We start from the raw sequence: 19,435 nt of genomic DNA, 5'->3' as shown, positions 1-19,435 counted from the left end.
GGTCACCGCCGCTTCGCGTTGGCGCGGTCCTGCAGGCCTTCGCCGAGCAGGCTGAACCCGAGGACGCAGACGAACAGGGCCAGGCCGGGTGGGACGGAGGTCCACCAGCGGCCACCGACCACGTCCGCGGCGCCCAGGCTGATCATGGCCCCCCACTCCGCCTCGGGGATGCTCACGCCCAGGCCGAGGAAGGAGAGCCCGGCCAGGGTGAGCATCGCCCAGCCGCAGTTCAGCGGCGCGATCACCCGGACCGGGGTGAGGCTGTTGGGCAGCAGGTGCCGCCAGAGCACGCCCACCGGCGACGCCCCGGAGGTGATGGCGGCGTCCACGAACGGCAGTTCCCGCAGCGACCGCACCTCGGCGCGGACCAGCCGGGCGTACGCCGGCGCGTTCACGGCCGCGATCGTGATGATCAGGTTGATCGTGCCGTTGCCGAGCAGGGCGGCGACCGCCAGCGCCAGGATGAACGTGGGGAACGACTGGAAGATGTCGACCACCCGCATCAGCACGTCGTCGAGCCAGCCGCCGAAGTAGCCGGCGACCAGGCCGAGCAGCGTGCCCACGACCACCGCGAGCGCCACCGCGGCCAGGGCGATGCCCAGGTCGAGCCGGGCGGCGTAGAGCACCCGGCTCCAGATGTCCATGCCGTTGCCGTCGGTGCCGAGCAGGTGGTTGCCGCCCGGCGCCACCAGGGTGTTCGCCGGGTCGATCTCGGTCTCGCCCCACGGGCTCAGCAGCGGCGCGAACACCGCCACCAGCGCCACCACCGACAGGATGGTCGCACCGACGATGATCATGCGGCGGGCGAACCGGCTGTCCCGGTCGCCGCCGGCGACGACCACCGGCGTCTGTGCGGAGTCGCCGCTGACGGCGGCGCGCAACTCGGCCATCAGAGCCTCACTCTCGGGTCGAGGATCGCGTGGACCACGTCGGCGATGAGGAACACCAGCACGTAGCACAACGCGATGACCAGCACCGACGCCTGAACCACCGGGTAGTCCCGGTAGAGCAGGCCGCGCAGGGCCCACTGGCCGAAGCCCTGCCACGAGTACACGTACTCGACGAGCACGGTGGAGCCGATCGCCGTGCCGAAGACCAGCGCCGCCAATGACGGCAGCCGGACCAGCGTCGCCCGCAGCAGGTAGCCGTAGTGCAGCGTGCGGTCGCGCAGCCCGTGCGCCTTCGCCGCGGCGTACGACTCCGAGTGCAGCACCTCCAGCGCGGAGGCCCGGACGCTGCGCAGCAGCGGCGCGACCACGCCGACCACCAGGGTCAGCACGGGCAGCACCAGGTACGCCGCGGCGGAGGCGATCGCCGGGCCGTTGGCGGTGAGCACGGCGTCGACGAGATCGGCCCCGGTGAGCGGGGTCAGGTTCGTGTCCGGGTCGACCCGCCCGTTCGGCGCCGGGAACCAGCCGAGGATGCTGTAGCCGACCAGCACCAGCACCAGGCCGAGCCAGAACTCGGGGATCGAGTTGCCGACCAGGGCGAACATCCGCACGCTGTGGTCACCGACCCGGTTGGCCCGTTTGGCCGACCGGATGCCCAGGACCGTCGCCACGACGAGCGCGATGCTCACGGCGATGACGACGAGTTCCAGGGTGGGCCCCACCCGGAGCGCCATCTCCGATCCCACGGAGTTGCCGCTCTGGATGGAGGTCCCGAAGTCACCGGTGACCAGTCCCCTGAGGTAGTCGAGGAACTGCTGCCACAGCGACTGGTCCAGCCCGAAGCGGGCCCGGGCGGCGGCGGCGTCCTCCTCGGTGGCGTTCTGCCCCAGGATGCTGCGGACGGGGTCGCCCGGCAGCACCCGGACCAGGAGGAACGCCAGGACGACCACTCCGAGCAGAACGGGGATCAGCTGGAGCAGTCGCCTGACGACGAAGCGGAAGATTCGCATGGGCGGTTGACGTTCCTAGGCCGACGCGCTCAGGTAGCGCAGGCGGGCGAGGCCGTCCATCGGCTGCACCCAGCCGGCGACGGACTCCCGGACGGGCAGGTTGAAGTTGGGCTGGCAGATGACCACCCACGGCACGTCGGCGGCGAGGATCTCCTGGACCCGCTTCCAGAGCGCGTTGCGGGCGGCCGTGTCGACGGTGGTGTGCGACTTCTCGTAGATCTGCTCGATCTCCGGGTTGCTGTAGTTGGAGTAGTTGAGGTTGGCGCCCTTGACGAAGCTCGTCGCCAGCATGTACTCGACGTCGTCCACCCAGAGCTGCCCGGAGGTGATCTGCAGCGGGATGTTCTTCTTGGTCCGCCGCTCACCCAGGGTGGCCGGGTCCAGCGGGGTCAGCTTGAGCCGGATGCCCGCCTTCGCCGCCTCGCTCTGCACCTGGACGGCGATCTTCTGCTGCTCCTCGTTGTCGGCCTCGAAGACCAGCTCGGAGTCGAGCGACGACCGGCCGGCGGCGGCCATGGCGGCCTTCGCCTTGTCCAGGTCGTAGGTGAACGGGTAGCCGCTCTCGTCGTAGCCGGGCATGTCCAGCGGGACCGGGCTCTTGGCCGCGCGGGCGTCGCCGCCGTACACGTTGTTGATGATCTGCTCGTAGGGCACCGCGTACGCGAGCGCCTTGCGCACGTTCACGTCGTTGAACGGCGCGGCGGTCACCGACATCTGGATCGCGACCTGGCGGTTGCTGGCGGCCGAGATGACCTTGATGCCCGGGGCCTTCTTGAGGTCCTGGATGTCGCGCTGGCTGATGCCCAGCGCGATGTCGATGTCGCCGGCCTGCAGCTGCAGCCGCTGGTTGGACGCGGCCGGCACGACCGAGATCCGGATGGTCGGCGTCTTGGCCGGGTCCGGGCCCGGGTAGTCGGTGTTCGCGCTGAGTTCGATCTCCTGGCCCTGGGTGGCCTTGGCGACGTTGAAGTAGCCGCCGGTCGGCGGGTTCTTCGCGAACCACTCCTTGGCCCAGGGGTCGCTGGAGCTGGCGCGCTTCTTCGCCTCGACCGAGTCGAAGACGTACAGCGAGATCGCCTGGATCTGCCGGGTGAGCGCGCTGGGGAAGGCCTGGTGGAACTCCACCGTGTAGTCGTCGACGACCTTGACCTGGTCGGCGCTGGTCAGGCCGATGGTGCGGTAGACGCCGGCGACGTTGGCCTGGGCGGCGAACGCGCGGTCCTTCGACCACTTCACGTCCGCGGCCTTCATCTCGTTGCCGCTGGCGAACTTCACGCCGCGGCGCAGCTTGAGCGTCCACACCTTCTGTTCGGCGTCGGGCTCGAAGGACTCGGCGAACGTGGGGGTGATGTTCTGGGTGTCGAGGATCTGGCTGCCGCCGGCGTTGGTGACGCCGTAGTCGATCAGGTATGGGAAGACGTTCTTGTAGAGCATCAGCGCGGTCAGGTCGAAGCCGACGAAGTCCTGGTCCCAGCTCGACAGGTAGCTGGAGACGGCGATGCGCAGCGTCTTGGCGGCGGCGCCGCCGGACTTGCCGTCGGTGGACTTGTTGCCGCTGTCCGCGGCGCAGGCGCTGGTGGCGAGCAGGAGCGCGACGCCACCCCCAAGCTGCAGGACGCCGCGGCGGGAGAGCGCGGGCGAGGAGGCGCCCGGACGGGGTGAACGAGCCATGAGAAGTCCTCCTAGAAGCACGAGGCAGATGGCCCGAGCAGCGGACCTATCAGGAGTTCTACCGGATTTAGCAGCAGTGAACAATAGGGTGAACGGCGTTCACTGAGCCCTCATGGACTCGGCTTGATAACGCTCCCGAACTGCGAGACAACGCACGAAGCCGCGTTCACACAAGTTCACACGACCGTTACGCACGAGCCGTCCGCCATCGGCGTTGATCATGGAGTGCCGCCCCGCGAACCGGACGCGGAACGCCGATGACCCCGGGAGGGACACCCGGGGTCATCGTGCGCGCGGCCGGCCGCGCGGTTCAGGGGCGGGCGGTCTCCTCGGAGACGCCGGTGATCATCGAGACGATCTCGTTGCGGCTGGTCCCGGTGATGCCGCGGACGCCGACCTGGCGTCCCCGGCGCAGCACCGCCACCCGGTCCGCGATCCGGAACACCTGGTCCAGGTTGTGGCTGACGACGAGCACGGCGGCGCCCCGCTCCCGCAGCTTCAGGATCAGCTCCTCCACCTTGGCGGTCTCGGCCACGCCCAGCGCCGCTGTCGGCTCGTCCATCAGCACCAGGCCGCTGGCCCAGTGGGTGGCGCGGCAGATCGCCACCGCCTGCCGCTGGCCGCCGGACAGGTCCCGGATCGTCGCCTTCGCGCTGGGGATGCGCACGTCCAGCGCGTCCACCAGATCCTGGGTCTCCCGGGCCATCCGGCGCCGGTCGAGCAGGCGCAGCGGGCCACGGGTGAGTTCCCGACCCAGGAACATGTTCATGTAGACCGGCTGCGAGTCGGCCAGGGCCAGGTCCTGGTAGACCACCTCGACCCCCTGCCGGCGGGCGTCGGAGGCGTCCCGGAACGTCACCGGCCGCCCGTGCATCTCCAGCTCACCCTCGGTCGGCTGGTACACGCCGGAGATGATCTTCACGAGGGTGGACTTGCCGGCGCCGTTGTCGCCGACCAGGGCGGTGATCTCCCCGGCGGCCAGTTCCAGGTCGAAGCGCTCGATCGCCACGACGCCGCCGAACTGCTTGCGGATGCCGCGCAACCGCAGCGCCGGGGCGCCCGCCCGGGTCGCGTCGTCCTTGTGGGTGACGGTGCTCATCATGCCCTCCCTGCGCGGCGAGCCGCCTGGATGCCGGGGCCGTCGCCCGCGGCGGTGTCCTCCAACCCGATCGGCGCCGAGCCGTCGGCGGCGTACACCCCGGCCACGGCCGGCGCGCCGGACCGGATGCCGGTCACGCCGGCGGTCAGCGCCCGGGTGACGAACGCCTGCGGCCGGAAGCCGAACAGGACCGTGTCACCCGGGGCGCACCCCGGCGCCGCGCTGACGTCGGCCATCGCGTAGTAGTCGATCGCCTCCGGCGCGGGCATCTCCACGTCGACCAGGTACGCGTCGTCGAGACCACCGCCCCGGGGCACGATCAGCGCCCGGGTGCCGCCCAGGCCGAGCACCGGGTCGACGTAGAGGCCGCCACCGAAGACGTACGCCCGACCGTCCCACAGGTGCGACACCTCGCTGACGTAGAGCACGGCGGGCTCCTCGACCAGGTCGGTCACCGCGTGCCAGGGCGTCGTGCCGGTGAGCCCGTGGCCGGGCTCGACCTGCGTCACGCCGGCCTCGGCCAGCGTGGCCAGGATCGCCGCCGACGTCGTACCCGGGGCGTTGATCTCGACGTGCGACCGCCCGGCGGCGCGCAGCGCGGCGGCGGCGCGTCGCAGGGTGCCGAGGTTGGGCGTCGGCACGACCCGTCCGGCGGCCGTGTCGAACAACTGGGTCGGGAAGCTGGTGACACCCGCGAACCGGGCGCCGGGAAGGGCGTCGAGCCGGTCGGCGACCGCGACGATCTCGTCGGCCGCCCAGCCGCCCTCATGGCCCCGGTAGAAGCGGTCGCCGGGCGCGGCGATCCGGGCGAGCAGCGCCTGCTCCCGCCCGGCCGCCGCGCTCGCGCCCGCCGCCTCGGCGGCCTTGGCGTCGTTGAAGACCGTCCAGTACGCGGGCGCGAGCGCGGCGGCGACCGCCGCCTCGTGCCGGGGGATCTGCACCAGGTGACCGAGGTGACCGATGCCGAGCCCGCCGTGCCGGTCGGCGAGCGCGCACTGGAGGTCGACGCCGACCGCCTCGGTGATGCCCGCGTCGCGGACCGTCCGGCAGAAGTCGGGGTTGCGCCCGACCTGCTTGGTCATCGCGTAGACCGACAGACCGAAGCGGTCGGCCTCGCGGCGGATGGCGGCGGCGTTCGCCGCGACCGTGTCGAGGTCCAGCGCGTAGGAGTTCGCCGGCAGGTCACCGCTGTCGTGCAGGTGCGCGGCGGCGGCGAGCAGGCCCGGATTGCGGCGTCGCAGCAGGTCCAGAAACATGCGGTTGCTTCCTTCCGGGTCAGCTTCGCCGCTCGCGCAGCGAGAGGGAGACGGCCACCAGGATGATCGCGCCGCGCGCCATCATCTGCTGGGACACGGACAGGCCGGCCAGGATCAGGCCGTTGTTGAGCATGCCCATCAGCAGGCTGCCCAGCACCGCGCCGACGATCGAGCCCTTGCCGCCGAAGAGGCTGGTGCCGCCCACGATCACGGCGGCGATCACGGACATCAGGTCGGCCTCGCCGAGGGTGTACCGGGCGCCCTGGAGGCGTCCGGCGTACAGCAGCCCGGCCAGGGCGGCGCACATCGCGCTGCCCATCAGCACCATGATCTTGACGCGGATCACCTTGATGCCGCTGACCCGGGCCGCCGCCACGTTGTCGCCGATGGCGAGCGTGTGCGCGCCGTACCGGGTCTGGCGCAGCACCAGGTACCCGACCACCGCCGCCGCCACCGACCAGAGCACCAGCCCGGGGATGCCGAGGATCTCGCCCTGGCCGAAGAAGGAGAGGAACGCGTCGTTGCTGACCGGCACCGACTGCAGGCCGGTGACCTCGCGGGCCAGGCCCGCCACCGCGCCCATGGTGGCGAGCGTGACCAGGAAGGAGGGCAGCCGGACCAGGGTGACGAAGACGCCGTTCACCAGGCCGACCGCCGCGCCGGCGGCGAGACCGGCGGCCACGCCGAGCAGCATGCTGTCGGTCTCCCGCAGCGTCACCGCGCCGACCAGCGCGGAGAGCGCGACGACCGAGCCGATCGACAGGTCGATCTCGCCGGCGGCCAGCACGAAGACCAGCCCGACCGCCATGATCGTGATGGGCGCGGTCTGGATGACGATGTTTGTGAGGTTGCTCGTGGTCAGGAAGCCGTTGCTGCCCTGGGTGACGGCGAAGAACAGGAACACGACCGCGAAGCCGATGTAGACCACGTAGTCGCGCCAGTTGATCCGGCGCCAGGCCGGGGCGGCGCTGGTCTTCACCGCCGCATCGGTGTGGGTCATCTATCGTCCCTCCGCTGTCTGGAAAGAGGTGGTCGTGCCGTCGTGGACGCCGGCCTCCCGGCGGGCCACCGCGACGGCGCCGAGCAGGCCGGCCCGGTCGCCGAGCAGGCTGGTCTTGATCAACGGAACGCCCGTGCTCAGCGCGGCGACCCAGCGCCGGACCGGCTCGACGAGCTCGGTCCGGGAGCCGATGCCGCCGCCCAGGATCACCGCCTCCGGGTCCAGGACGGCGGTGACCGCGACGACCGCCAGGGCGATCAGCCGGGCCTCCTCGTCGATGGCCGCCAGCGCGACCGGATCGCCGGCGGCGGCCCGGTCGAAGACGTCGGGCACACTCGCCTGCTCGCCGGACACCGCCCGGTACCGGGCGGCGAGGGCGGCGCCGGCGACGGCCTCCTCCAGCGCGCCCTTCACCTGGTTGCCCGGGTCGAACGGGTCGGTGCCCAGCGGCAGGTAGGAGATCTCCCCCGCCGCGCCGCGCGCGCCCCGGACCAGCTCACCGTTCAGCACGATGCCCATGCCGACTCCGGTGCCGACCGCCACGAACACGAAGTGCCGGTGGGTACGCCCGCTGCCCAGCCACCGCTCCCCGGCGGCGGCCATGTTGACGTCGTTGTCCAGCACGACCGGGTGCCCCAGGCGGCGGGTCAGCTCGGCCCGCACGTCGAGCGCCTCGAGGTCGGAGACGTTCGGCGACAGCTCGATCGCGCCGGTCGCCGGGTCGGGCACGCCGGGCAGGCCGATCGCGCTGGCCCGCACGTCGGACCAGTCGACGCCGGCCCGGGCGGCCAGTTGGCGCAGCAGCGTGTCGATCTGCGCGGCCACCGCCGTGCCGCCCCGGGGGTCGGTCGGCTGCACCTGCTCGCTCACGACGAGACCGTCGAGGTCGGCCAGCGCGGCCCGCAGCTTGGTGCCGCCGAGGTCGACGCCGGCGACGTAGCCGGACGGACGCGGATGCGCGGCCATCAGCCGACCGTCAGGAGTCGGGCCGGGTTGGCCGCCAGCATCTGGTCGATCGCCTCCGGCGGCACACCGAGGCGGGTGAGACCCGGCACGATCTCCCGGCCGAGGTAGGAGTAGCCGAGCCGGCCGTGCGTACGCGGGTTCAGGTACGCCTCCGCGCCGGTCAGGTCCATCGAGAGCAGGATCCGGTCGGCGTAGCCGTCGCGGACCAGCCCGGCGAGCATGTCGAGCCGGGCGCGGTCGGGCCGGTGGTACGCCCGCTTGCCGAACTCGCCCTCCGGCGGGTTCTCCGGCAGCGGGGCGAGCACGAAGTCCCAGAACTGCTTGCCGAGCGTGTCGAAGGCGATGTTGACGCCGGTGGCCAGCACCGCCCGCAGGTAGTCCGGGTCGGGGTTGATGTCCAGGTGGCCGATGACGACGCGGGAGGGGTCCATCTTCTCCTCGCGCAGGATCTCGACCTGCTCCAGCGCCATGGTGCCGTGCGTGGTGTGCGTGTTCAGCGCCAGGCCGGTGGCGACGGCGGCGCGGGCGGCGGCACGCAGGCACTTCTCCTCGTGCGCGGTGATCTCGTTCAGCCCGGTGGCCTGCTCGCCGAAGATGCCGACCTTGATCCCGGTGTCCCCGACACCGACGGTGGCGTCGGCGACGAAGCGTTCCCGCATCTCGTCGACGCTCGCGCGCAGCGCCCAGCCGGGCGAGTACGGCTCCAGGTAGATCGCCGATCCGGCGACCACGTGCAGGCCGGTACGCAGTGCCACCTCGCGCAGCAGCGTCACGTCGTGACCGACCACCTCGTACGGGGACAGGTCCACGATCGTGCCGAAGCCCAGCTCGGGCAGGTCGCGTACCGCCCCGGCGGCGAGGTCCGCCCGGTCGTCGGCGGCGCCACCGGACAGCCACGGCCCGGGCACCAGCGCGCCGAGGTGCTCGTGACTCAGCACCCGGCCGAGCGACTCGGGAGGCACCGGTCCGAGGACTGTCTGGACGTACCCCATGTGCTTCTTCCTCTCGTCTCGCGGTGCTCGCGCACCCGGCGGTGGGCCGGGTCGCGCCCGGCGAGGTCCGGGGCCCGTTCGGGGAGGCCCCGGACCTCGCCGCCCGGCGTCAGTTGCCGAGCACCTCGGCCGGGGGCTCCTGGCCGTAGTCGTCGCGCCAGGCGTCGGCGATGTTGTCCTTGGTCGCGGCCATCGGCGATCCGACGACCAGCTCCGGGGCCTTCTTGCCGAGCAGGCCGTACGCGGCGACGACGCCCAGGTTCTGGCCGAGCCGGGTCGAGCCGTTGGCGACGATGCCGGCGACGTTGCCGCCCTTGACCATGTCGGCGGCGAGGTTCGCCTCCAGGTCGTTCGTGACGATCTTGACGTCGGTGCGGCCCTGCTGCCGGGTCGCGGCGAGCACGCCCTCGGCGGCGGTGGCCCAGGCGACGTAGACGCCCTTGAGGTCGGCGTGGCGGGTCAGCATCGCGGTGGCGATGTCCTCGGTGCGCGCCGGGTCGGAGAACCCGGCCTCCTCGACGATCTCGATGTCCGGGTAGAGGTAGCCCAGCCAGTCCTTGAACGCCTTGTCCCGCTGGTTGGTGAACCAGAAGTCGGCGTCGTGGTAGACGTAGCCGACCTTGCCCTTGCCGCCGAGCGCCTTGCCGAGCATCTCCGCGTTGGCCTTGCCGAACGCGGTCAGGTCGGCGGTGACGATGCCGACGATCTGCTGCCCGGACTTGTAGTCCTTCGGCGGGGTGGTCATCACGACGAGCTTGACGCCGGCGTCCACGGCGGGCTTGAAGGCGGCGGCCGCCGCGGTCGGGTCGACGGCGATGGTGACGATCAGGTCGGGCTTGAGCGCCAGCACGGTCTGCACGTTGTTGGCCTGCCGGGCGGCGTCGAACTCGGCGCTGGTGCTGGCGAGCACCTTGATGCCGAGCTGGTCGAACTCCTTGCGGACGCCGGACTCGACGGCCTTGGTCAGCGCGGAGCCCTCGTGCCAGACGAAGGCGGCGGAGTAGTTGCCGTCCTTGACCTTCTGCCGCTCCTCGTCGGTCAGCGAGAGCTGGTCGGCGGCGGTCGGCGTCTCGCCGCCGGGGCCGACGAACGACAGGCTGGGTTCGGTACGCGGGCCGCTCGACGCGCCGCCGCTCCCGGAGGTCTCGTTCGAGCAGGCGCCGACCATGAGCGCCAGGGCGCAGAGCGCGCCGAGGGCGGCGCCACGTCTACGGCTGAGAATCATTGCTCTTCCCTTCACAGCAACGGGGTCCGGAACCGGGATTCCGGACTGACACGGGGGTCCGATGCGACCGGCACGGCGCGTACGGGGGCACGCGCCGCCTCCCTGGGGCCGGCAACCTCTATTTCCGTTCAGGGTGAAAGTATTATCGCGGTCATCACAGTCCGTCAAGAGCGCTGGTCAGAGATTCGACCCACTCGGTTCAACCGTCACCACCGGCCTCACCTCGGAATTCAGTGGGATCCGTCGCCCGGGTGCGGGCCGGAAGACCACATGGTCCGGGTGGTTGCTCATCCAGCGGCGTGGCTTTAACATTCGGGCGGAAAGAAAATCGGCGGAGGTGGGCGTGGAATCTCGAGCACCACGGGCGGCGAACCGGTCCACAGTGCTGGCCCACGTGCTGACCCACGGCCCGGTGAGCCGCACGGCCATCGGCCACGAGACCGACCTCTCCCCCGCCACCGTGTCGCGGATCGTGGAACAGCTGCTCGACGAGGGGCTGCTGACCGAGACCGACGGCGCACCCACCACCAACCGGGGCCGCCGGGCGACCCAGGTCGCGATCGCCGCCGGACGCGGCGTGGTCTGCGGCGTCGACGTCGGCGGCTCCAACGTCCGGCTGGTGGTCGCCGATCTCGCCGCCCGGCCGCTGACCGGCCGGACCGTGCCCACACCCGCCGACTACGACGCGCCCCGGCTGGCCCAGTGGCTGGCCGACCTGATCATGCGGACCGTCGGCGCCGACCGGGAGCGGCTCGACTGCGTAGCGGTGGGCCTGCCCGGCGCCGTCCGGCAGGGAGACCGCGCCGTCTCCAACGCCCCGAACCTGCCCCAGGTGGAGGACCCGCTGTTCCTGCGGCTGCTGGAGAAGCACCTGGGCGCCGCGGTCGAGGTCGACAACGACTCCAACTACGCGCTGCTCGGGGAGCTGCGCTTCGGCGCCGCCCGGGACGCGCAGACAGCGGTGATGCTCACCATCGGGGCCGGACTCGGCGCCGGCGTCGCCATCGACCGCCGGCTGTTCCGGGGCCGCAGCGGCCTGGTCGGCGAGTTCGGCCACCTGCCGGCCGGCCCGCTCGGCGCGCCGCTCGAACGGATCATCAGCGGGTCCGGCATCCTCGCCCGCGCCCGCGAACTCGGCCTGTCGTTCGACAACGCGGCCGACGTGTTCCGCTCGGCCGACCCGCGACTGGCGCCGGTCAGGCAGTACGTCGAGCAGGCGCTGCTGGTGGTCCTCACCGCGGCGGTGGTCGCCTACGAACCGGAGGTGATCGTCCTCGGCGGCGGCGTCTCCCACGCGCTCACACCCGACCTGGTCCGGCTACGCGGCCGGCTGCACGAGATCGTGCCGGCCGCCGAGGCGGCAGTGCACGGCGCGGAACTCGGTGACCTCTCCGGCGCGCTGGGCGCCGTGGTCGCGGCGCTGCACACCGCGTACCGGCGGCTCGGGCTCGCCGAGGCGGACCTCGCCCGCGTTCCCCAGCCGGACGCCCTCGCCGGCTGCGACCTGCCGGCCCTGGCCGACCACGCCTGAGCAGGCGGCAGCGTCCCCGCCGGGCGCTGCTGTGAGCGTTCACCCGGCGGCCGGCCCGCTCCTTCTCCGGAACCGACCGGTTGAACATGTTATCGATAACCTGCTATGTTCCGGCACGGGAGCGAAGGGCACGCTCCCGTCACCCCCGCAATCGGCACGGCGCACGAGGGTCCCCTCGCCGTCCGGCCGATCGGTGACCAGTCCGGGCCGCTCCGCCGATGCACGCCGACGCAGGCGGCCACCGGACGACTTCGGCCCAGCCGCACGCACGGCTCCGCGCCCTCTTCGCAGGCGACGTCGGCATCGACGGACGGCCCGGCCTGCACCACCACCCAGGGCAAGGAGTCCAGCAATGGCGAAACGAACATCCCTTCTCACCTCCGTCGCCGCCGCGGCCGTGCTCCTCGCGGCGGCGGCCGGCGGCGCGCTCAGCGCCGACCTCGGCGAGACGGCGCAGGCGTCGACAAACGGCACGCTCGCGGCGACCGCCGGCTGCGGCAAGGCGCCGACGCTGTCCAGCGGCACGCGCACCATCTCCAGCGGCGGGCAGAACCGCAGCTACATCCTGCGCATCCCGGACGGGTACGACCGCAACCACCCGTACCGGCTGATCTTCGGGTTCCACTGGCTGAACGGCTCGGCCAACAACGTCGCCTCGGCCGGCTACTACGGCCTGCTGCCGCTGTCGAACAACAGCACGATCTTCGTCGCGCCGCAGGGCATCGACAACGGCTGGGCCAACACCAACGGCCGGGACCTGACGCTGTTCGACGACATCTCCCGGCAGATCGAGAACGACCTCTGCGTCGACACGTCCCAGCGGTTCGCGCTCGGCTGGAGCTACGGCGGGGCGATGAGCTACGCGGTGGCCTGCGCCCGGCCCAACGTCGTCCGCGCGGTCACCGTCATCTCCGGCGCGAACCTGAGCGGCTGCAACGGCGGCACCCAGCCGGTCGCCTACTTCGGCATCCACGGCATCTACGACAGCGTGCTGAACATCTCCATGGGCCGGTCACTGCGCGACACGTTCGTCCGGAACAACGGCTGCACCGCGCAGAGCCCGCGCGAGCCGAGCCGGGGCAGCCTCACCCACATCACCACCACGTACTCCGGCTGCCGCGAGGGCTACCCGGTGCAGTGGGCCGCGTTCGACGGCGACCACACCCCCAGCCCGGTCGACGGGTCGTCCAGCCCGAACGACTCCCGGACCTGGACCTCGGGGGAGATCTGGCGGTTCTTCAGCCAGTTCGCGTCCACCACGCCGCCGACCACGGCGCCGCCGACCTCCGTGCCGCCGACCACGCCGCCGGTGACCACCGCACCGCCCACGACTCCGCCGGTCACGACCCCGCCGCCTGGTGAGCCGGGCGCCTGCACCGCGACCTACCGGACCGTGAACACCTGGCCGGGCGGCTTCCAGGCCGAGGTCACCGTGGCCAACAACGGCGCCACCACGCTCAACGGCTGGACCGTACGCCTGACCCTGGCCTCCGGCCAGGCGATCAGCAGCCTCTGGAACGGCGTCAACACGGGCACCTCCGGCTCGGTGTCGGTCCGCAACGCCGACTACAACGGCACGGTCGGCGCGAACGGCTCGACCACGTTCGGGTTCACCGCCACCGGAAACGGGGCCACCGCGCCCAGCGGAGTCAGCTGCACCAGTCCCTGATCTCCGTACCGCCGAACCCCCGCACGGGGAGCCGGGCCGTGGGTGGCACGCCGCCGCCCTCGGCCCGGCACCGCCGGGACAACTGAGGTCCCGCCGGACGCCGGGATGTGCTCTAATTAACTCTGGTCGATGTTCGCGCTAACATTTACGACCCCACAGGCCACCACCACCGACATGTCGGGGCCGCCGCTACACCACTGTTAGCGCTTACACCGACGGCCATCCACAACTCGCGAGGCACCGTGCCGGACGGTCGGGTGCTCGCGCGTATCCGAGGAGCCGTCATGGTGATCCCCCGTCCCCGGTCCATCCGATCCGGACCACCGCGTATGACCATCTCCGCCCTGGTGCTCGTCCTGGCCGTCGCCGGCGCCGCCGTGGCCGCGCAGACCCGAAGCGCCGTGGCCGCCCCCGGGCCCGGCTCCATCGTGGGCGTGCAGTCCGGCCGCTGCGTCGACGTCCCCAACGGCAGCACCACGAACGGCACCCAGGTCCAGCTGTACGACTGCACCGGCGGCACGCCGCAGAGCTGGACGTACACGTCGGCGAAGCAGCTCACGGTGTACGGCAACAAATGCCTGGACGCCAACGGCCAGGGCACCAGCCCGGGCACGACGGTGATCATCTGGGACTGCAACGGCCAGGCCAACCAGCAGTGGAACATCACCTCGGCCGGCACCGTCACCGGTCAGCAGTCCGGGCTGTGCCTGGACGCGACGAACGCGGGCACCGCCAACGGCACCAGGATCATCCTGTGGACCTGCAACGGACAGGCAAACCAGCGGTGGAACGTCTCGACCACACCGTCGTCACCGCCGCCCACCTCGACGCCGCCGCCCGGCGGCCGGCCGTGCGACATCTACGCCGCGGGCGGCACCCCGTGCGTCGCGGCGCACAGCACCACCCGGGCGCTGTTCTCGGCGTACGGCGGCAACCTCTACCAGGTCCGCCGCTCCTCGGACAACGCCACCCGCAACATCGGACTGGTGAGCGCGGGCGGCTACGCCGACGCCGCTGCGCAGGACGCGTTCTGCTCCGGTACGAGCTGCGTGATCACCGCCGTGTTCGACCAGTCGGGACGCGGTAACGACCTGTGGTACCAGGGCTCCGCGCAGGTCCCCGGCTCCACCTCCAGCCGGCCCGCGAACGCGACGAGCGAGTCGCTGACGGTCGGCGGCGCCCGGGCGTATTCCCTCTACATCAACCCTGGGAACAGCTACTGGCGGGACGGCCACCTGACCGGCGTCCCCACCGGCTCCGCCCCCGAGGGCATGTACATGGTGACCAGCGGCACCCACGTCAACAGCGGCTGCTGCTTCGACTACGGCAACAGCGAGACCACCCGCAGCGCCGACGCGGCGGGGGCGATGGACGCGATCAACTTCAGCACCAGTTGCTGGTTCGGCGGCTGCTCCGGCAGCGGCCCCTGGGTGCAGGCCGACCTGGAGTGGGGTCTCTACCCGGGCGGCAGCCAGTCCTGGAACCCGAACCAGCGGGCGTTCACCAACCGGTTCGTCACCGCCACCCTGAAGAACAACGGCACCTCGCGGTTCGCCATCAAGGGCAGCAACGCCCAGTCCGGCGGCCTCTACACGCTCTACGACGGGTCGCTGCCGGCCGGTTACAGCCCGATGCGTAAGCAGGGCGCGATCATCCTGGGCAGCGGCGGCGACTGCTGCAAGCCCGGCGGCGGCGCGAACCTCAGCGCCGGCACCTTCTACGAGGGCGCCATGGTCGCGGGCTATCCGTCCGACGCGACCGAGAACGCCGTCCAGGCCGACATCGTCGCCGCCGGCTACCGCTGACCGGCGAGCCACTCGGCGACCACACTCCGCATCTCCCGAAAGGACTCGTCATGTCCGAGCCGAGATGGATACGCCGACTGCTGGCGGCGTTCGCCGTCACCGTCCTGGCCGCCGCCGGCGGCCTGATCCTCACCGCCGGCCCCGCACAGGCCGCCACCTCGATCACCGTCAACGGCGCCTCCGGCGGCCAGACGTTCGACGGGGTCGGCGCGGTCAGCGGCGGCGGCGGCAACAGCCGGCTGCTGATCGACTATCCGGAGCCGCAGCGCGGGCAGATCCTGGACTACCTGTTCAAGCCCGGATACGGCGCCGCGCTGCAGATCCTCAAGGTCGAGATGGGCGGCGACACCAACTCCACCAGCGGGTCCGAGCCGAGTCACGAGCACGTCCGGGGCGATCTCAACTGCAACCGCGGCTACCAGTGGTGGATCATGGAGCAGGCCAAGGCCCGCAACCCCGCCATCAAGCTGGCGGCCCTGCCGTGGGGCGCTCCCGGGTGGATCGGCAACGGCAACTTCATGTCCCAGGACATGATCAACTACTTCGTGGACTGGCTGGGCTGCGCGCGGCAGCACAACCTGACCATGGACTACATCACCGCCGCCCAGAACGAGAAGCGGACGGACGCGAACTGGACCATCAGCCTGCGCCAGGCGCTGAACGCCAACGGCTACAGCGGCGTGAAGATCATCTACGGGGACGACTACCCCGGTAGCTGGGGCCCGGCCAACGCCGTCGCCGGCAACGCCACGCTGCGCAACAGCATCGACGTGCTCAGCGGCCACTACCCGTGCGGCTACCTCAGCGCGCAGACCACCTGCACCGTGTCCTCGACAGCCACCTCCACCGGCAAGACGCTGTGGAACAGCGAGGGCGGCTCGCAGGACTACAACGACGGCGCCAAGCCGCTGGCCCGCGGCATCAACCGCGGCTACATCGACGGCCGGATGGTCGCCTACCTCAACTGGGACCTGATCGCCGCCATCACGCCGAACCTGCCCTGGTCCACGGTCGGGCTGATCCTGGCCAACCAGCCCTGGTCCGGCTGGTACTCGGTCGGCAAGAACACCTGGGCGCTGGCCCACACCACCCAGTTCACCGCACCCGGCTGGCGCTACCTGGACTCGGCCTCGGGCTACCTGGGCGGCAACCGCAACAACGGCAGCTACGTGTCGCTGCGCTCGCCCACCACCGGCGACTACAGCACCGTCATCGAGACCATGGACGCCACCGCGGCCCAGCAGGTCACCATGACCGTCACCGGCGGGCTGTCCACCGGCCAGGCGCACATCTGGGCCACGAACCTGAACTCGACAAACCCGAACGACTTCTTCGTCCGCACCGCGGACGTCACCCCGTCGGGCGGGTCGTTCACGTTCACCGCCCAGCCCGGCCACCTCTACACCGTCACCACCACGACCGGGCAGGGCAAGGGCACCGCCACCAGCCCGGCGCAGGGCTCGCTGGGCCTGCCGTACCGCGACGACTTCGACAGCTACGCCAGCGGGCGGTTCCCGAAGTACCTCCAGGACATGCAGGGCGCGTTCGAGATCGTCGGCTGCGGCGGCGGCCGGTCCGGCATGTGCCTGCGCCAGATGTCCGCGCAGGCGCCCATCACCTGGAAGACCCTCGCCGACCCGGCGACCTACGGCGGGAACCTGAGCTGGGGCAACTACACGGTCTCCGCCGACGTCCTGCTCGAACAGTCCGGCTACGCCCAGATCCAGGGCCGCGTCGGCAGCACCAACCTGGACCCGATCGGCCGCTACAACGCCTACTTCCTGCGGGTCACCGACGCCGGCGCGTGGTCCATCCTGCGCAACAACACCGCCGGGCAGCTCACCACGCTGCGCAGCGGGAACGTCGCGGCGCTCGGCACCAACCGCTGGCACAGCCTCGCGCTGGGCTTCGCCGGCACCACCATCACCGCCACCATCGACGGCGCCACCGTCGGCACGGCCACCGACTCCACCTTCGGCTCCGGCCAGGTCGGCTTCGGCACCAGCCAGGGCGAGACCGCGCAGTTCGACAACCTGTCGGTGGTCGCCGGCCCGGGTGGCAACCCCGGCGGTACGAGCGGCGCGTGGCTCAACCCCAACTCCAGCCGCTGCCTCGACGTGCCGAACCAGTCCCAGACCAACGGCACCCAGGTGACGTTGTGGGAGTGCAACGGCGGGACCAACCAGCAGTGGACGGCGACGTCGAGCCGGCAACTCCAGGTGTACGGGAGCAAGTGCCTGGACGCCGAGGGGCAGGGCACCTCGTCCGGCACCCGGGTGATCATCTGGGACTGCAACGGCGGCGCCAACCAGCAGTGGAACGTCAACACCGACGGCACGATCACCGGCGTCCAGTCCGGACTGTGCCTGAGCCCGAACGGCGGCGGGACCGGCAACGGCACCTCGATCATCCTGTCCGCCTGCACCGGCGCGAACAGCCAGAAGTGGAGCCGGGCGTGACGGCCCGACCCTCGCCGACCACACCATCCGCCGCGGCGCGGCCTACCCCGGGAGATGACCTGTGACGTCAACGCTATGGAGAACCGACCGCCGGACCAGACGATGGCTCGCTCTGGCGGTGACCATGCTCGCCCTGCTCGGGCTGGCCCCGGCCATCGCCGGCGGGCTGAGCCCGACCGCCGCCCGGGCGGACAACCCGATCGTGCAGACCATCTACACGGCCGACCCGGCCCCGCTCGTGTACAACAACCGGGTCTACCTGTACACCGGCCACGACGAGGACAACTCGACCTGGTTCACCATGAAGGAGTGGCGGGTCTACTCGTCCGACGACATGGTGAACTGGACCGACCACGGATCGCCGCTCAGCCTCGCCACGTTCAGCTGGGCCAAGCAGGACGCGTGGGCCGGCCAGGCGGTCCACCGCAACGGCAAGTTCTACTGGTACGTGCCGATGGTCGTGCGGGCCACCGGCCAGATGGGCATCGGGGTGGCGGTGGCGGACAGCCCCACCGGGCCGTTCCGGGACGCCATCGGGCGCCCGCTGGTGAGCAACGGTGAGATCGACCCGACCGTGTTCATCGACGACGACGGCCAGGCGTACCTGTACTGGGGCAACCCCCGCCTGTGGTACGTCAAGCTGAACGCGGACATGATCTCGTACTCGGGCAGCCCGACCCAGATCCCGCTGACCGCGGCGGGTTTCGGCGCACGGACCGGTGACGCGAACCGGCCGACCCTCTACGAGGAGGGTCCGTGGGTGTACAAGCGCAACGGCCTCTACTACATGGTCTTCGCGGCCAAGTGCTGCTCGGAGTTCATCGCCTACTCCACCGCGCCCGGGCCGCTGGGGCCGTGGACGTACCGCGGCACCGTCATGCCCACCCAGGGCAGCAGCTTCACCAACCACCCCGGCATCACCGACTACAAGGGCGGCTCGTACTTCTTCTACCACAACGGCGCGCTGCCCGGCGGCGGCGGTTTCACCAGGTCGGTGGCGGTGGAGAAGTTCTCCTACGGCGCTGACGGCTCGATCCCGACGATCAACATGACCACCACCGGCGCGCCGCAGATCGGCACGCTCAACCCGTACATCCGGCAGGAGGCCGAGACGAGCGCCTGGGCGTCCGGCGTGGAGACCGAGCCGGCCAGCGGCGGCGGGATGAACGTCGGCTTCATCGACAACGGCGACTACCTCAAGATCAAGGGCGTCGCCTTCGGGTCCGGCGCGACCTCGTACACCGCCCGGGTGGCCTCCGCGGGCAGCGGCGGCACCATCGAGCTGCGGCTGGACGGCACCAGCGGCCCGGTAGTGGGCACCTGCCGGGTGTCCGGCACCGGCGGCTGGCAGACCTGGGCCGACACGACCTGCGCGGTCAGCGGCGCCACCGGCACCCACGACCTCTACCTGCGGTTCACCGGCGGCAGCGGCTCGCTGTTCAACATCGACCACTGGCGGTTCACCCCCGCCGGGAGCACGCCGCCGCCCACCGACCCGCCGACCACCACGCCGCCGCCGATCGATCCCCCGCCGACCACTGCGCCGCCCACCACGCCGCCGGGCGGTGGCGCCTGCACCGCCACCTACCGCACCACGAACTCCTGGTCGGGCGGCTTCCAGGCCGAGGTGACAGTCACGGCCGGCACCGCGGCGCTCAACGGGTGGTCGGTGCGGTGGAACCTGGCCGGTGGCCAGAGCATCAGCCAGGTCTGGAGCGGCACGCTGAGCACCAGCGGCTCCACCGCGACCGTCAGCAACGCCGCGTACAACGGCTCCGTGCCCGCGTCCGGCTCCACCACGTTCGGCTTCATCGCCAACGGCTCGCCGACCACCCCGTCCCTGACCTGCACCACCCCGTGAA

14 protein-coding genes are annotated in these 19,435 nt (G+C 71.4%); 5 read left to right on the top strand and 9 right to left on the bottom strand.

Annotation, left to right across the window (positions count from 1 at the left end; translation table 11 throughout):
- Positions 1-2: 2 nt before the first annotated feature.
- The 9 genes from J3R08_RS10530 to J3R08_RS10490 all read right to left on the bottom strand — a co-directional run bounded on the left by J3R08_RS10530 (position 3) and on the right by J3R08_RS10490 (position 10,109).
- Positions 3-890 (bottom strand): ABC transporter permease, encoded by an 888-nt coding sequence (locus J3R08_RS10530; RefSeq protein WP_064447403.1) that lies wholly within the window; start codon positions 888-890, stop codon positions 3-5.
- Positions 890-1,900, bottom strand: coding sequence for an ABC transporter permease (locus J3R08_RS10525; RefSeq protein WP_209960970.1), 1,011 nt, complete (start codon positions 1,898-1,900; stop codon positions 890-892). Before J3R08_RS10525 ends, J3R08_RS10530 begins: the two co-directional genes overlap by 1 nt.
- A gap of 15 nt (positions 1,901-1,915) precedes the next feature.
- Entirely contained in the window at positions 1,916-3,571 is a 1,656-nt protein-coding gene (locus J3R08_RS10520) for an ABC transporter substrate-binding protein (RefSeq protein ID WP_043325206.1), read from the bottom strand.
- Positions 3,572-3,881: 310 nt separating this feature from the next.
- Positions 3,882-4,670 (bottom strand): ATP-binding cassette domain-containing protein, encoded by a 789-nt coding sequence (locus J3R08_RS10515; protein WP_209960968.1) that lies wholly within the window; start codon positions 4,668-4,670, stop codon positions 3,882-3,884.
- Positions 4,670-5,926 (bottom strand): alanine racemase, encoded by a 1,257-nt coding sequence (locus J3R08_RS10510; protein ID WP_209960966.1) that lies wholly within the window; start codon positions 5,924-5,926, stop codon positions 4,670-4,672. Before J3R08_RS10510 ends, J3R08_RS10515 begins: the two co-directional genes overlap by 1 nt.
- 19 nt (positions 5,927-5,945) lie before the next feature.
- A complete protein-coding gene (locus J3R08_RS10505) occupies positions 5,946-6,926 on the bottom strand; it encodes an ABC transporter permease (protein WP_030499606.1) in 981 nt (326 codons plus the stop codon).
- Positions 6,927-7,892 carry an ROK family protein gene (locus J3R08_RS10500; RefSeq protein ID WP_187692474.1) on the bottom strand — a complete coding sequence of 322 codons (966 nt, stop codon included), beginning with the start codon at positions 7,890-7,892 and terminating at the stop codon, positions 6,927-6,929.
- Complete coding sequence (locus J3R08_RS10495) at positions 7,892-8,884, bottom strand: phosphotriesterase (RefSeq protein WP_209960962.1); 993 nt, start codon at positions 8,882-8,884, stop codon at positions 7,892-7,894. Before J3R08_RS10495 ends, J3R08_RS10500 begins: the two co-directional genes overlap by 1 nt.
- A 109-nt stretch (positions 8,885-8,993) precedes the next feature.
- Positions 8,994-10,109 (bottom strand): substrate-binding domain-containing protein, encoded by a 1,116-nt coding sequence (locus J3R08_RS10490; protein ID WP_043325211.1) that lies wholly within the window; start codon positions 10,107-10,109, stop codon positions 8,994-8,996.
- Between the two features lie 343 nt (positions 10,110-10,452).
- Between J3R08_RS10490 and J3R08_RS10485 the strand changes: the two genes are divergently transcribed.
- The 5 genes from J3R08_RS10485 (at position 10,453) to J3R08_RS10465 (ending at position 19,434) form a co-directional block, all read left to right on the top strand.
- On the top strand, positions 10,453-11,640 hold the full coding sequence (locus tag J3R08_RS10485; protein ID WP_064447530.1) for an ROK family transcriptional regulator: 1,188 nt from the start codon (positions 10,453-10,455) through the stop codon (positions 11,638-11,640).
- Between the two features lie 352 nt (positions 11,641-11,992).
- Entirely contained in the window at positions 11,993-13,309 is a 1,317-nt protein-coding gene (locus J3R08_RS10480; protein WP_064447398.1) for a cellulose binding domain-containing protein, read from the top strand.
- Between the two features lie 329 nt (positions 13,310-13,638).
- A complete protein-coding gene (locus J3R08_RS10475; protein ID WP_043325214.1) occupies positions 13,639-15,114 on the top strand; it encodes an arabinofuranosidase catalytic domain-containing protein in 1,476 nt (491 codons plus the stop codon).
- A gap of 50 nt (positions 15,115-15,164) precedes the next feature.
- Positions 15,165-17,573 carry a ricin-type beta-trefoil lectin domain protein gene (locus J3R08_RS10470; RefSeq protein WP_069090013.1) on the top strand — a complete coding sequence of 803 codons (2,409 nt, stop codon included), beginning with the start codon at positions 15,165-15,167 and terminating at the stop codon, positions 17,571-17,573.
- 124 nt (positions 17,574-17,697) lie between these two features.
- Positions 17,698-19,434: a family 43 glycosylhydrolase gene (locus J3R08_RS10465; protein ID WP_209964141.1), complete on the top strand. Its 1,737-nt coding sequence runs from the start codon at positions 17,698-17,700 to the stop codon at positions 19,432-19,434.
- Position 19,435 lies beyond the last annotated feature (1 nt).

This window comes from Micromonospora sp. HB375, from assembly GCF_017872985.1.
Classification (GTDB): domain Bacteria; phylum Actinomycetota; class Actinomycetes; order Mycobacteriales; family Micromonosporaceae; genus Micromonospora; species Micromonospora chalcea.
Note: the sequence above shows the minus strand (reverse complement) of the source record. Positions and strands in the feature narration are given on the sequence as shown.

What these genes read in the sequence shown, in the direction of transcription:
- J3R08_RS10530 (WP_064447403.1), bottom strand. Translation starts at nt 890, where the DNA reads ATGGCCGAGTTGCGCGCCGCCGTCAGCGGCGACTCCGCACAGACGCCG.
- J3R08_RS10525 (WP_209960970.1), bottom strand. Translation starts at nt 1,900, where the DNA reads ATGCGAATCTTCCGCTTCGTCGTCAGGCGACTGCTCCAGCTGATCCCC.
- J3R08_RS10520 (WP_043325206.1), bottom strand. Translation starts at nt 3,571, where the DNA reads ATGGCTCGTTCACCCCGTCCGGGCGCCTCCTCGCCCGCGCTCTCCCGC.
- J3R08_RS10515 (WP_209960968.1), bottom strand. Translation starts at nt 4,670, where the DNA reads ATGAGCACCGTCACCCACAAGGACGACGCGACCCGGGCGGGCGCCCCG.
- J3R08_RS10510 (WP_209960966.1), bottom strand. Translation starts at nt 5,926, where the DNA reads ATGTTTCTGGACCTGCTGCGACGCCGCAATCCGGGCCTGCTCGCCGCC.
- J3R08_RS10505 (WP_030499606.1), bottom strand. Translation starts at nt 6,926, where the DNA reads ATGACCCACACCGATGCGGCGGTGAAGACCAGCGCCGCCCCGGCCTGG.
- J3R08_RS10500 (WP_187692474.1), bottom strand. Translation starts at nt 7,892, where the DNA reads ATGGCCGCGCATCCGCGTCCGTCCGGCTACGTCGCCGGCGTCGACCTC.
- J3R08_RS10495 (WP_209960962.1), bottom strand. Translation starts at nt 8,884, where the DNA reads ATGGGGTACGTCCAGACAGTCCTCGGACCGGTGCCTCCCGAGTCGCTC.
- J3R08_RS10490 (WP_043325211.1), bottom strand. Translation starts at nt 10,109, where the DNA reads ATGATTCTCAGCCGTAGACGTGGCGCCGCCCTCGGCGCGCTCTGCGCC.
- J3R08_RS10480 (WP_064447398.1), top strand. Translation starts at nt 11,993, where the DNA reads ATGGCGAAACGAACATCCCTTCTCACCTCCGTCGCCGCCGCGGCCGTG.
- J3R08_RS10475 (WP_043325214.1), top strand. Translation starts at nt 13,639, where the DNA reads ATGACCATCTCCGCCCTGGTGCTCGTCCTGGCCGTCGCCGGCGCCGCC.
- J3R08_RS10470 (WP_069090013.1), top strand. Translation starts at nt 15,165, where the DNA reads ATGTCCGAGCCGAGATGGATACGCCGACTGCTGGCGGCGTTCGCCGTC.
- J3R08_RS10465 (WP_209964141.1), top strand. Translation starts at nt 17,698, where the DNA reads ATGCTCGCCCTGCTCGGGCTGGCCCCGGCCATCGCCGGCGGGCTGAGC.